General features: G+C 72.4%; 12 protein-coding genes. 11 read left to right on the forward strand and 1 reads right to left on the reverse strand.

Annotated elements, in window-relative coordinates; genetic code table 11:
* The first annotated feature begins 20 nt into the window (after positions 1-20).
* From G3I54_RS11615 to hypE, 6 genes are all read left to right on the forward strand, one after another.
* On the forward strand, positions 21-425 hold the full coding sequence (locus G3I54_RS11615; RefSeq protein ID WP_164614122.1) for a hydrogenase maturation nickel metallochaperone HypA: 405 nt from the start codon (positions 21-23) through the stop codon (positions 423-425).
* The gene (gene hypB / locus G3I54_RS11620) at positions 409-1,236 is read left to right on the forward strand and encodes a hydrogenase nickel incorporation protein HypB (protein WP_164613756.1); all 828 of its coding nucleotides are present in this window, start codon (positions 409-411) and stop codon (positions 1,234-1,236) included. The genes G3I54_RS11615 and hypB overlap by 17 nt, the downstream gene beginning before the upstream one ends.
* Entirely contained in the window at positions 1,233-3,617 is a 2,385-nt protein-coding gene (hypF, locus tag G3I54_RS11625; RefSeq protein WP_164613758.1) for a carbamoyltransferase HypF, read from the forward strand. Before hypB ends, hypF begins: the two co-directional genes overlap by 4 nt.
* Before the next feature lie 14 nt (positions 3,618-3,631).
* Entirely contained in the window at positions 3,632-3,967 is a 336-nt protein-coding gene (locus G3I54_RS11630; RefSeq protein WP_164613760.1) for a HypC/HybG/HupF family hydrogenase formation chaperone, read from the forward strand.
* On the forward strand, positions 3,964-5,106 hold the full coding sequence (gene hypD, locus G3I54_RS11635; protein ID WP_164613762.1) for a hydrogenase formation protein HypD: 1,143 nt from the start codon (positions 3,964-3,966) through the stop codon (positions 5,104-5,106). The genes G3I54_RS11630 and hypD overlap by 4 nt, the downstream gene beginning before the upstream one ends.
* A 73-nt stretch (positions 5,107-5,179) precedes the next feature.
* Positions 5,180-6,169 (forward strand): hydrogenase expression/formation protein HypE, encoded by a 990-nt coding sequence (gene hypE, locus G3I54_RS11640; protein ID WP_343240324.1) that lies wholly within the window; start codon positions 5,180-5,182, stop codon positions 6,167-6,169.
* Positions 6,170-6,230: 61 nt separating this feature from the next.
* Here hypE and G3I54_RS11645 read toward each other — a convergent pair whose 3' ends face one another.
* A complete protein-coding gene (locus G3I54_RS11645) occupies positions 6,231-7,259 on the reverse strand; it encodes a S66 peptidase family protein (RefSeq protein ID WP_164613766.1) in 1,029 nt (342 codons plus the stop codon).
* A 183-nt stretch (positions 7,260-7,442) separates the two neighbouring features.
* On the opposite strand from G3I54_RS11645, the gene G3I54_RS11650 reads away from it, so the two are divergent.
* The 5 genes from G3I54_RS11650 (at position 7,443) to G3I54_RS11670 (ending at position 13,227) form a co-directional block, all read left to right on the forward strand.
* Positions 7,443-8,336: a siderophore-interacting protein gene (locus tag G3I54_RS11650; RefSeq protein WP_164613768.1), complete on the forward strand. Its 894-nt coding sequence runs from the start codon at positions 7,443-7,445 to the stop codon at positions 8,334-8,336.
* A 267-nt stretch (positions 8,337-8,603) separates the two neighbouring features.
* Complete coding sequence (locus G3I54_RS11655) at positions 8,604-9,671, forward strand: iron chelate uptake ABC transporter family permease subunit (RefSeq protein WP_164613769.1); 1,068 nt, start codon at positions 8,604-8,606, stop codon at positions 9,669-9,671.
* A complete protein-coding gene (locus G3I54_RS11660) occupies positions 9,668-10,819 on the forward strand; it encodes an iron chelate uptake ABC transporter family permease subunit (protein ID WP_164613771.1) in 1,152 nt (383 codons plus the stop codon). The genes G3I54_RS11655 and G3I54_RS11660 overlap by 4 nt, the downstream gene beginning before the upstream one ends.
* 165 nt (positions 10,820-10,984) lie before the next feature.
* Positions 10,985-11,203 (forward strand): MbtH family protein, encoded by a 219-nt coding sequence (locus G3I54_RS11665; RefSeq protein ID WP_065479820.1) that lies wholly within the window; start codon positions 10,985-10,987, stop codon positions 11,201-11,203.
* Positions 11,200-13,227, forward strand: a complete 2,028-nt coding sequence (locus G3I54_RS11670; RefSeq protein ID WP_164613773.1) for a multicopper oxidase domain-containing protein — start codon at positions 11,200-11,202, stop codon at positions 13,225-13,227. Before G3I54_RS11665 ends, G3I54_RS11670 begins: the two co-directional genes overlap by 4 nt.
* The last annotated feature ends 264 nt before the right edge of the window (positions 13,228-13,491 follow it).

Below are 13,491 nucleotides of genomic sequence, written 5' to 3' on the forward strand. Positions count from 1 at the left end.
GTAGCGAGGGGGTGAGCGCCGTGCATGAGCTGTCCATCGCGATGGCGGTCGTCGACCAGGTGGAGAGCGCGGTCCGCGAGCAGGACGCCGGGGACGCGCACGTCCGGTCGTTGACGCTGCGGATCGGGGAGCTGTCCGGGGTGGTGCCGGAGGCGCTCGACTTCTCCTTCGGGGTGGCGGCCGAGGGCACCTCGCTGGCGGGCGCGCGGCTGCTGATCGAGACTGTAGAGGGACGGGCCCACTGCGAGGGCTGCGGCCGGGACCCCGCGACCGGGATGCCCCCGGACCTGTGGTGCGCGCCCTGCGCGCGGGCGATGAGCCTGACCGGCGGGCGCGAACTGGAGATCGCCCGGGTCGTCCTGGAGGAATCGGACGGCCGGCCCGGGGACGACGTACCGGAGGCGAGCCATGTGCCGCACCGTTGACCTGCATCAGGCCGTGCTGGCGAAGAACGACACCAACGCCGTGGAGCTGCGCCGCACCCTCGACGAGCGGGGCACCGCGGCCGTCAACCTGATGTCGAGCCCCGGCAGCGGCAAGACGGCCCTGCTGGAAACGCTCCTCACCAGGGCTGTCGCGGGCGGCACCCCCGCCGCCGCCGTCACCGCAGACCTGGCCACCGAGAACGACGCGACCCGCCTGGCCCGCTCGGGAGCCCCCGTACGGCAGATCCTCACCGACGGGCTGTGCCACCTGGAGGCCGGGATGCTGTGGGGCAAGCTGGACGGCTGGCTGCCCGAGGAGACCCGGCTGCTCTTCGTCGAGAACGTCGGCAACCTCGTCTGCCCCGCCTCCTACGACCTCGGCGAGACCCTGCGGATCGCGCTCGCCTCGGTGACCGAGGGCGAGGACAAGCCGGTGAAATACCCGGCCGCCTTCGGGCTCGCGCAGCTGGTCGTGGTCACCAAGTCCGACCTGGCCGAGGCGGTGGAGTTCCGCCGGGACGACTTCCTCGCGGGCGTCCAGCAGGTCAACCCGGGCGTGCCCGTGATCGAGACCTCCGCCCGCACGGGCGAGGGCGTCGACGAGCTGCTCGCGCACGTCCTGCGCGCCGCCGACGGCCTGGAGACGCACACGCCGGTCCTCGCCCAGCAGCACGAGAAGCACCTGCACCACCGTCACGACGAGGACGACCCGGGGCACGAGGACGGCCCGGAGCACGGGCACGAGGAGCGCGAGCACGCGCATCCGCGCGACCGGGCGGCCGCGCACCTACCGGCGGGTAGCCCGCGATGACCCCCCGGAAGCCCCCGCCCGCGACGGCCCCGCAACGGGTCCGCCGCCACCTCACCGTGCGCGGCGCGGTCCAGGGCGTGGGCTTCCGCCCGTTCGTCTACACCCTCGCCGAGGAACACGGCCTCACCGGCTGGGTCACCAACGACGCCGGCGGCGTCCGCACCGAGGTCGAGGGCCCGGCGGCTGACGTGGACGCCTTCACCGACGCCCTCGGGACCCGCGCACCGCCGCTCGCCCTCGTGGAGTCCGTCGAGGCGCGACCGGTCACCGTCACGAACGACGACGGCGGCTTCACCATCCGCCCCTCGGCCGCCGGACCCGGCCGCACCCTGATCCCGCCGGACACCGCCACCTGCGACGCCTGCCTGGCCGAGCTCGCCGACCCGGCCGACCGGCGGCACCGCCACCCGTTCATCACCTGCACCCACTGCGGCCCCCGGTTCACCGTGGTCACCGGTCTGCCCTACGACCGCCCGCTGACCACCATGGCCGGCTTCCCCATGTGCGCGGAGTGCGCCCGGGAGTACGCCGATCCGGCCGACCGCCGCTTCCACGCCCAGCCGATCGCCTGCCCGCGCTGCGGCCCCCACCTCATGCTCTGCCGCGGCCCCGACGACCCCGGCGCCCTGCGCGACGCCGAGGCGCTCGACGCGGCCCGCAGGCTGCTCGCAGAGGGGGCCGTCCTCGCCGTGAAGGGGCTCGGCGGCTACCACCTGGCCTGCGACGCCACCGACCCCACCGCCGTACGGACCCTGCGCAAGCGCAAGAACCGGGGCGACAAGCCGTTCGCCGTGCTGGCCGACTCGTTGGCCACCGTGGAAGCGCTCGCCCACGTCGACAGCGCCGAACGCGCCCTCCTCACCGGCCCCCGCAAACCCGTCGTCCTGCTGCGCCGCCGCACCCGCCCGGCGCACGATGTCGCGCCCGGCGTCGCCCCCGGCAGCCCGGATCTCGGCGTGATGCTGCCGTACACCCCGCTGCACCGCCTGCTCCTCGGCCTCCCCGGCGACCCGCCAGGACCGCCCGTCCTCGTCATGACCAGCGGAAACCGCTCGGGCGAGCCGATCGTCACCGACGACACCGAGGCCCTGACCCGGCTCGACGGACTGGCCGACGCCTGGCTCCGGCACGACCGGCCCATCCATGTGCCCTGCGACGACTCCGTGGTCCGGATCTGCGCCGGCGCCGAACTCCCGGTCCGCCGCTCGCGCGGCTACGCCCCGCTGCCGCTCGCCCTGCCGCTGCCCGTCCAACCCGCCCTCGCGGTCGGCGGCGACCTGAAGAACACCTTCTGCGCCGCCGACGACCGCTACGCCTGGCTCTCCGCCCACGTCGGCGACATGGACGACCTCGCCACCCTCACCGCCTTCGAGCGCGCCACCGGCCACCTCACCGACCTCACCGACGTCACCCCGCGCCTCCTGATCGCCGACCGGCACCCCGGCTACCGCTCCACCCAGTGGGCCCGCCGCACCGCCGAGGCCCGTGGCCTCCCGCTGCGCCAGGTCCAGCACCACCACGCCCATGTCGCCTCCACGATGGCCGAACACGGCCTCGACGGCGGCTCGCCGGTCATCGGGATCGCCTTCGACGGCACCGGATACGGCGACGACGGCGCGGTCTGGGGCGGCGAGATCCTCATCGCGGACTACGACGGCTTCGAACGCTTCGCCCACCTCCGCTACGTCCCGCTGCCCGGCGGCGACGCCGCGGTCCGCAACCCGTACCGGATGGCGCTGTCGCACCTGCGCGCCGCCGGACTGCCGTGGTCGGACGCCCTGCCCTGCACCGCCATCGCGCCGCCCGGTGAACGGCGCCTGTTGGAGCGGCAGTTGGAGCGCGGCCTGAACTGCGTACCCACCTCCAGCATGGGCCGCCTCTTCGACGCGGTGTCCTCGCTCGCCGGTGTCTGCCACCGGGTGGAGTACGAGGCCGAGGCCGCGATGCGCCTGGAGAACGCGGCGCTGACCGGCGCGGACGCGGCCCCGGGCGGCGACGACGGGCGGGAGCCCGCGTACGGGTTCATCCTGGGAGCAGAGCCGGACGGGCCGGCGGCCCCCCTGATCGCCGACCCGCGACCGGTCCTCGCCGCCGCCGCGGCGGACGTCCTCGCGGGCGCCCCGGCCACCGCCGTGGCCCGCCGCTTCCACCGCGCGGTGACCGTCCTCGTACGGGAGGTGTGCGCGGCGGCCCGGCAGCGCACGGGCATCGCCACCGTGGCCCTGACCGGAGGCGTCTTCTGCAACGCCCTGCTCACCGAAGGCTGTTGTACGGGGCTGGAGGCGGACGGCTTCACCGTACTGAGGCACCGCAAGGTGCCCCCCAACGACGGCGGACTCGCCCTCGGTCAACTGATCGTCGCCGCCCGGACGAAGGAGTGAGGGAGGAGAGCGCCATGTGTCTGGCCGTACCCGGCCGAGTGCTGGAGATCGAGGAACGCGACGCCACGCGAATGGCCAAGGTCGACTTCGGCGGCGTCGTCAAGGACGTGTGCCTGGAGTACGTCCCCGACATGCAGGTCGGCGACTACGCGATCGTCCACGTCGGATTCGCCCTGCAACGGCTCGACGAGGAATCGGCGCGCCAGACCCTGGAACTCTTCGAGAACCTCGGTGTGCTGGAGGAGGAGTTCGGCGACCACTGGGGCAAGGCGGCCAAGGACGCGGGCGCGGAGCGCCCGGCCGGGACCGAACTCCCCGCCGACGGGACTGAGAAGGAGGCGAGGTCATGAAGTATCTCGACGAGTTCAGCGACCCGGTCCTCGCGAAACGGCTCTTCGACGACATCCGGGCGCTCACCACGAAGCCCTGGTCCCTCATGGAGGTCTGCGGCGGACAGACGCACTCGATCATCCGCCACGGCATCGACCAGCTGCTGCCCGACGAGATCCGGCTGATCCACGGCCCGGGCTGTCCCGTCTGCGTGACCCCGCTGGAGATCATCGACAAGGCCCTGGAGATCGCCTCCCGGCCCGACGTGATCTTCTGCTCGTTCGGCGACATGCTCCGTGTTCCGGGCAGCGGCCGCGACCTGTTCCAGGTCAAGAGCGAGGGCGCGGACGTCCGCGTGGTCTACTCGCCGCTCGACGCCCTGCGCATCGCCCAGGAGAATCCGGACAAGCAGGTCGTCTTCTTCGGCATCGGCTTCGAGACCACCGCCCCGCCGAACGCGATGACGGTCTACCAGGCGAAGAAGCTGTCCATCCCCAACTTCAGCCTGCTGGTCTCGCACGTTCGTGTGCCCCCGGCGATCGACGCGATCATGAACTCGCCGGACTGCCAGGTCCAGGCGTTCCTCGCCGCCGGGCACGTCTGCACGGTCATGGGCACCAAGGAGTACCCGGCGCTCGCCGCCGAGCACGAGGTCCCCATCGTCGTGACCGGATTCGAACCCCTCGACATCCTCGAAGGCATCCGCCGCGCCGTACGGCAGTTGGAGGCGGGCGAGCACAGAGTCGAGAACGCCTACCCGCGCGCCGTCAACGAACAGGGCAGCCCGGCCGCCCAGGCGATGCTGGCCGACGTCTTCGAGGTCACCGACCGCTCCTGGCGCGGCATCGGGATGATCCCGCGGAGCGGCTGGCGGCTGTCGCCGAAGTACCGCGAGTACGACGCCGAGCACCGTTTCTCCGTCACCGGTATCGAGACCGAGGAGTCCACGGTCTGCCGCAGCGGCGAAGTCCTCCAGGGCCTGATCAAGCCGCACGAGTGCGCCGCCTTCGGCAAGGAGTGCACCCCGCGCAACCCGCTCGGCGCGACCATGGTCTCCAGCGAGGGCGCGTGCGCCGCGTACTACCTGTACCGGCGGCTCGAAGCCCCAAAGAAGGACGCCCCGAAGGCCGCGACGAAGGAGGCGAGTTCCGTTGGCTGACATCGCCCCGGCCCCCGCCGACTTCTCCGGCTGGACCTGCCCCGCCCCGCTGCGCGACCACGAACGCATCGTGATGGGGCACGGCGGCGGCGGAACGCTCTCCGCCGAACTGGTCGAGCACCTCTTCGCACCCGCCTTCGGCAGCGACGTCCTCGCCGAGCTCGGCGACTCCGCCCATGTGACCATGGGCGGCGCCCGGCTCGCCTTCTCCACCGACTCCTTCGTCGTCCGGCCGCTGTTCTTCCCCGGCGGCAGCATCGGGGACCTCGCCGTGAACGGCACGGTCAACGACCTGGCCATGGCGGGCGCCGAGCCCGCCTACCTCTCCTGCGGCTTCATCCTGGAGGAAGGCGTCGAACTGTCCGTGGTGGGGCGGGTGGCGCAGGCGCTCGGCGACGCGGCCCGCACGGCGGGCGTGACCGTCGCGACCGGCGACACGAAGGTCGTCGACGCCGGACACGGCGACGGGATCTTCATCAACACCGCCGGGATCGGTCTGGTCCCCGACGGCGTCGACATCCGCCCCCAGCGCGCCGCCGCCGGTGACGCGGTCCTGGTCAGCGGGCAGATCGGCGTCCACGGCGTGGCCATCATGAGCGTGCGCGAGGGGCTGGAGTTCGGCGTCGAGATCCAGAGCGACACCGCGTCGCTGGCCGGCCTGGTCGCCGACATGCTCGCCGTCTGCCGTGACCTCCACGTCCTGCGCGACCCGACCCGGGGCGGCCTGGCCACCTCGCTCAACGAGATCGCCGGAGCCGCGGGCATCGGCATCACCCTCGACGAGGGCTCCCTCCCGGTGCCCGAGACCGTGGCCAACGCTTGCTCCTTCCTCGGCCTCGACCCCCTGTACGTCGCCAACGAGGGCAAGCTCGTCGCCTTCGTACCGCCGGACCACGCCGACGCGGTGCTGGAAGCGATGCGCGCCCACCCGCTGGGCAAGGAGTCCGTACGGATCGGCACCTGCGTGGCGGAGCACCCCGGCATGGTGGTGGCGGCCACGGGCCTCGGCGGCACCCGGGTGGTGGACATGCCGCTGGGCGAGCAGCTGCCGCGCATCTGCTGAGCTGGTCCGCACGTCAGGACCGATGCGCCTGCTCATGACGGTTCGTCGGGCGTCGCGGCGGTCAGTCCAGCGTCTGGGTCAGCTCGCTGCGCGTCGACGTGTGCACGACGCGGGCGCGCGCCCCGTTGACCAGCGGGAGGAACGGCTGCACATGACCGCACTCGACATCGGCGACGATCGGCACGTTCAGCGGACCGAGGGCGTCCAGCACGGCCTGATACTGCGTGAGCGAACCCATGTCCGGGGCCGAGGTCCGGCCGACGAGCACGGCTGCGGCCGTGTCGAAGAACCCGGCCAGCCGCATCCCGTGCAGGTGGCGGCAGATGGCGAACGCGTCGTCGCCGCCGGCCTCCACGTACACGAGAAGACCCTCCGGGGCGTGCGCCCGGGCGAAGTCGGAGGTGTCGAGATACGGCGTGCCCGCGATGTTGGCCAGCATCTCGATACAGCCACCGACGAGCCGCCCTTCGACGTCCACGTCGCCGCTGCCGTCCAGCCGGGTCCACCGGCCCGGGGTGTCGAGCGTGAAGGCCCGGACGTCCGGGTGCTCGGCGTAGTCGTCCCGGCCCGTGGCCCGGTGCCGTTCCGGTGGGATCTGGGTGAACCGGTGGCCCGGCGGCGCGGCGACGACGTCCAGCCAGGACACCAGCCCCTCCGGCACCCGGTACGGGGTGTCCATGAGGTTGTTCCCGTGCACGGTCGCCGCCCCGGTGAGGAGGGTCAGCGGGGTGATGACGGTCGACATGTCCGAGTAGCCCACCACCCAGGTCGGCTCGGCCTCCCGCAGCCGGTCCCAGTCGAGCAGCGGCAGCAGGTCGATCGCCGTCTCCCCGCCCCACGGCGGTACCACGGCCCTGATCCCGGGGTCCGTCAGCATCGCCGTCAGCTCGGCGGCCCGGTCGGCGGCGGGGGCGCTGACATGCCCGGAGCCGTCCATGCACCGGCCGGTCACGACCTCGTACCCGCGCGCCTCGACATCGCGCACCGCCACGGCGAGCCGCTCGCGCAACTCCTTCGGCACGCCGCTGGACGGAGAGGTGACGCCGATGCGGTCACCGGGCTGCAGGGGGCGGGGATAGCGAACCGACATGCGGCGGATTCTGGCATGTACGCCGGGGAGTGGCGACGCCGTTTTCCGGCAGGTACCGGGCTGATGGCCGAGGCCGTCTCGAACCGACGCCGATGGAAGGTTAGGCTGGCCTAAGTCACATCGGTTCTCTCGTCCTGCGGGCGAGGCGCTCAGGCCGACCACGCGTACGAAGGGGCAGTGTCTATGACGATCCACCGAGCCGTCGTCGCCCGAGTGCGGCCGCTCACCGCGACCATGACCCGCGTCACCCTCCACGGCGAAGGCCTGGCGGGCTTCGGGTCCACCGGGGTCGGCGACGAGTACGTGCGAATCTTCCTTCCGCACGGCCCGGACCGCACCGACGTCTCGCTGCCCCGGACGACCGAGCAGGGCGGGTGGGAGACCCCCGAGGGGCAGCCCGTCGCGCCGATGCGCACGTACACGATCCGCGCGGTGCGCCCGGCGGAGGGCGAGATCGACATCGACTTCGTGCTCCACGAGGGCGGAGTCGCGTCGGGCTGGGCCGCCGAGGCGCGGCCCGGCGATGTGGTCGGCGTCAACGACCCCACCGGGCTCTACAACCCTCCGGCCGATCTCACCTGGCAGGTGCTGGTCGCCGACCAGACCGGTCTGCCCGCCGCCGCCCGCCTGCTGGAGAACACACCGGACCATGTCAGGACCCGGGTGGTCCTGGAGGCGCCCGATCCCTCGGCCGTACTGCCCCTGCGGGAGCTGCCCGATTCCAAGGTGACCTGGACCTACGGCGGAAACGGTCACGGCCCGAGCCGGCTGGCCGACCTGGTGACCGCCGCGGTCCCGCCCGGCACGGATCTCGCGGGCGGGTACGTATGGGTCGCGGGGGAGACCAACGCCCTGCGCACGGTACGCCGTTACCTCCGCCGCGAGCTGGGGCTCCCGGCGGAGCGCTTCAAGGTCGTCGGCTACTGGATACCGAACTCCGACACCTGGTCCGAGCGGTACGAGGCGCTGCCCGACGCGGTGCGCTCCGAGCTGGAGGCCCTCTGGGACAACCCGGCCGGCGACTCCGAGGACCTCACCATCCGCTACGAGGCCCGCCTGAGCGACCTCGGGCTCTGACCGGGCCCGGGAACCGGTCTCCTCAGCCGACACGATCTTGGGTAAGGTCAGCCTTACTTCGCGGGGGGCTCCGCTTCGCTCGATCAGTCAACCGGCCTGTGCGACAGGTTGGTTGACGGTGCGTGGCGCCACTGCGATGACTGTGGACGCGACGGAAGGCAGCACCATGCGGGTGGTTATGTTCGGCTCTCGGACCGGAGGGCCTCGCGCGCCGCAGGCGTTAGAAGAGGGCCCTCCTCGATCGCTCCGCGCGGGCGGGACGCCGACATGACGGCCTCGCCCACCGCGCTGGGCCGCCGGTCCGCCGCACGGAAGCCGCAGCCGGAACCCACCGCCGTCCGGTCCGCCCTGCGCGGCGGCGGACTCCTCGTCCTCGCCGGACTGCTGCTGATCCTCGTCGTGCTGAGCACCTGGATCGGCACCAAGGACACCACGCTCGGCCAGGTGTGGACCGCCCTCTGGCACGACGACGGCTCCTACGCCACCGACGTCGTCCGCCAACTCCGCCTGCCACGCACGCTCGTCGGCCTGATGACCGGTGCGGCGCTCGGCGTGGCGGGAGCGGTCATGCAGGCCGTCACCCGCAACCCCCTGGCCGACCCGGGGCTCCTCGGTGTCAACGCGGGCGCCTCGGCGGCGGTGGTGTTCGGCATCGGCGTCGTCGGCCTGGCCGGCTTCGGGTCGCTGGTGTGGTTCTCCTTCGTCGGCGCGGCGCTCACCACGGTGATCGTGTACGTGCTCGGCGCCTCCGGAAGAGCCGGGCCAACGCCCGTACGCCTCGCGCTGGCCGGGGCCGCGGTGAGCGCGAGCCTGAGCGGCGTCATCGCCGGACTCACCGTCTTCGACTCCGCGACCTACGACTACCTGCGGTTCTGGATGGTCGGCTCGCTCGCCGGACGGGAACCCGAACTCGTCGTGCAGCTGCTGCCGTTCGTGGCAGTCGGCCTGGTGATCGCCCTGCTGCTCGCCCGTCCGCTGAACTCCCTGGCCCTCGGCGAGGAGTTGGGCCGGGCGCTCGGGGCGCGGATCGCCCGCACCCGGATCGCCGCGGTGATCGCCGTGACCCTGCTGTGCGGAGCCTCGACGGCGGCCGCCGGGCCGATCGGCTTCGTGGGCCTGGTCGTTCCGCTGGTCGCGCGCTGGCTGACCGGGCCGGACCTGCGCTGGGTGCTGCCGTACTCGATGCTGCTGGCCCCGGTGCTGCTGCTGGTCTCGGACATCATCGGCCGAGTGGCGCTGCCCGGCGACGAGTTGGAGGTCGGTGCGGTGACCGCGGTGATCGGCGCGCCGGTGTTCATCGCGATGGTCTGCCGACGCAAGGAGGCCTCGCTGTGACGGCGACCGACGTCCGTACGGCCCCGGAGAAGAGCCCCCGCGCCTCGGACGCCGCCCGCCCCGTGCGGTGGTGGTCCGGCAGGGTCAGCTTCCGGATGCACCGGCGTACGGCCCTGGTGAGCGGCGGCGCCCTGCTGCTCGCGGCGCTCCTGCTGCTGGTCAGCCTGTGCGTCGGCTCCTACCCGGTGCCGGTGCCCGAGGTGGCGCGCGCCCTCTTCTACGGGACGGGCGACCGGCTCGCCGTCCACTTCGTCAACCAGGAGCGCCTGCCCCAGGCCCTGTTGGCGATCCTGGCCGGCTGTGCGCTGGGCATGAGCGGCGCGATCTTCCAGAGCGTGTCACGCAACGCGCTCGCCAGCCCCGATGTCATCGGCTTCAACAGCGGCGCGGCGACCGGGGCGATCCTGGTCATCGTGACATTCGGCGGAGCCGCCGCCTCGGTGGCCGCCGGAGCGATCGTCGGCGGCCTGGTCACCGCGCTGCTGGTCTCCGTCCTGGCGAGCAGGGGAGGGTTGCACGGCATCCGGCTGGTCCTGATCGGGCTCGGTGTGACGGCGATGCTCGGCTCGGTCAACTCCTATCTGCTGACCCGGTCCTCCCTCAACGACGCCCAGAACGCGCACATCTGGCTGGTCGGCACGCTCAACGGGCGGGGCTGGAGCTCCGTGCAGATCATGGCCGTCGCCCTGGCGATCCTCCTGCCGCCGGTGCTGCTGTTCGGCATACGGCTGCGGATGATGGAGCTCGGCGACGATCTCGCCACCGGCCTGGGCGTCCGGGTGAACCGCTCGCGGCTCGCCCTGACGGTGCTGGGCATCGGGCTCTGCGGGGTGGCGGTGGCGAGCGCCGGGCCCATCCCGTTCATCGCGCTGGCCGCCCCGCAGATCGCCGCCATGGTCAGCCGCAGCCCGGGGGTCAGCCTGGTCTCGGCGGGGGCGGTGGGCGCCGGACTGCTCTCGGCCGCACACCTTGCTTCCGGCCAGTTCTTCTCCGCCCTGGTGTGGGCCGACCGGCAGATCGGATGGATCCGGGTCGTGGAGGAGTCGCAGCGCAACAATCTGCTGCCGGTGGGCGTCACCACCGCCGTGCTGGGCGGTGTGTACCTGGGGTGGGTGCTGTTCAAACGGCGCGGCACCGGTACCGCGTGAAGGCGCGCCCCGGATGCCGAGAGAGGCCCGGGGCGCTCATTTCAAGCCATCAAATTCGTTGTTGAGCACGTGAGTTGTGGGATCGGTGAGTCAACCGCGAGATGGGTGGGTAGGGTCGCTATCGATCAAGTAAAGATAGCCTTACCTAAGTCGATGGAGGTTGCGGTGACCAATCCGTTCGAGGACGAGGACGGCACCTACCTGGTGCTCGTCAACGACGAGGGACAGCACTCCCTGTGGCCCGCGTTCGCCGAGGTGCCCGCCGGATGGACCGTGGCCCACCCGGAGGACACCCGCCAGGCCTGCCTGGACTACGTCGAGCAGAACTGGACCGATCTGCGGCCCAAGAGCCTGATAGAGAGCATGGCGGCCGATCCCACATGAGAACTCCCCCCAAGCTGTCGGACCTGGTCGCCCGCCGGGGGTTCCTCATCGGAGCCGGCGTGGCGGGCGCGGGGGCGGCCCTCGGCACCGGACTCGCCCTCCCCGGCGGATCCGGCCGCGCCATGGCCGCCACCGCGCCGCCCCGGTCCGCCCTGATGACGGCGGCCCTCGGCACCCCGCTCGACGACCTGCCCGACGCCGTCCGCGAGGCCCGGGAAGCCGGGCCCCGGCTCACGCGGGATGCCGCCGAGAAGGCCGCCCGCGCGGCGAAGGCGGCGAAAGCCCTCGTGCCCTTCCTGGACCCGCTGCCCGTCCCCCGGGTGATCAGCGGCCGCAAGGGGGAGCTGACCGTCACGATGCGCTCGGCCCGCGTCCGCCTCCACCGCAGCCTGCCGCACACCCGGCTGTGGACGTACGAAGGCACGCACGTCGGCCCGACCATCGAGGCCAAGCGCGGCAGCAGACTCCGGATCGCCTGGGAGAACGACCTCACCGGCGCCTACCCCCTGCAGGCCGTCCGTGTTCCGTTCGCCTACGATCCGGAGCTGCCCCTCATGTGGGACCGCCCGGGCCGCGAGGGAGCCGCGGTGCGCGCCGACGTCGCCGCACTGCCCCCGTGGGCCGTGGTCCACCTGCACGGAGCCGTCACCGGCGGTGGCAACGACGGCTGGGCGGAGAACGCCGTCCTGCCGGGCGCCGCCCAGCTCGCCGAATACCCCAACGAGCAGCCCGCCGCCGGACTCTGGTACCACGACCACGCCATGCACATCACGCACCTCAACGTGATGACCGGCCTCGGCGCGGGCGCCTATCTCATCCGCGACGAGGAGGAGAGGCGGTTACGTCTGCCCTCCGGCGACCGGGAGATCCCCCTCCTCTTCTTCGACCGTAACCTCGACCTCGACGAGGACGGCGCGTTCACCGGCGACCTCCTCTACAAGGGCATCGTCGTCGCCGACGACCCCTACGAACTGGTCCGCCCCTTCACCGGGCCGTTCAACCTGGTCAACGGAGTGATCTGGCCGCACCTGGAGGTCGAGGCCGGGTGGTACCGCTTCCGCGCCCTCAACGCGTCGAACAACCGCCCCTACCTCCTGAAGATTCTCGACGAGGAGGGCGAGGAACTCCCGCCCCGCGCCTTCCGGTTGATCGGCACGGACAGCGGACTGCTGCCGAAACCCGACCCGGTGACCGACGGCGTCCCGCTCACCCCCGGTGAACGCGCGGACCTCCTGGTGGACTTCTCCGCCCTGCGCGGCAGACGGCTGCGGCTCGTCAACGCCCTGCCCGAACCCGGAGCCCGCCCCGACCTGATGGAGTTCCGCGTCGCGTCGCGGGCCGGGCACGACATGTTCGTCCCGCCGAAGCGCCTCGCCACGTCCTTCACCCCGGCCGAACCGTCGGCCGCCGCCCCCGAACGCCTCGTCATCGTCACCCCCGTCTACCCCAAGGACCCCGAACTCTGGGAGATGGAGGAGACCGAGGCGCCCGAGGGTAAGCTCCCGATCGACGGAATCGTCCAGATCGAGGACGAGCGCGGCACGGTCCGCACCTTCCGGCGGGTCTCCGCCACCTTCGAGGACCCGGTGCGGTTCACCGTCGCCGCCGGAGCCACCGAACGCTGGAGATTCCTCAGCCTGGAGAAGTCCGAAGGCGCCTACCCGCACCCGATGCACCTCCACGCGGTCGCCTTCCAGGGGCTGAGCCGCGAGGTGTACGACGTCAGCTCCTTCACCTTCTTCGAGCTGCCGGGCGGCGGTTACGGGGCCGGCACCACCACCCCGATCCGCTGGCGGAAGAACGCCCCGCTGACCGCGGCCGAACAGGGCCCCAAGGACGTCATCTCGCTCGCTCCCGCCCAACTCATCACGGTCGGAGCCACGTTCGACGGGCCGCCCGGGCGGTTCATGCACCACTGCCACGTCTACGAGCACGAGGACATGATGATGATGCGCCCCTTCGTCGTGCAGCCGAAAGCCGTCCTGGCCCTCGCCCCCCACCACGGCCACAGACCCCAGGACTGACCCACCCCGGGTCCGGCTCCGGGCCCGCCGAGCACACCGCACCGGGACACCGGCCCGCACCACCGGCCGGTCCCGGTGCCCCTCCGCGCCCGGGCCGCACCAAGCGCCACCCCCCACCACTCGCCCCCCACCCACATTCGCCCCCACGCACCGTCACACAGCCGCGCCGACGGCCTCGTCCGCGTGCCCTCCGGCACGCCCTGCCCACGAACCTGCCCACCTCACCGGGAAAGCCGGCCGAGGTTTCCTGCCGGGAGAATGCGC

Origin of the sequence: Streptomyces sp. SID14515, assembly GCF_010548505.1 — a bacterium.
Taxonomy (GTDB): Bacteria; Actinomycetota; Actinomycetes; order Streptomycetales; family Streptomycetaceae; genus Streptomyces; species Streptomyces caviscabies.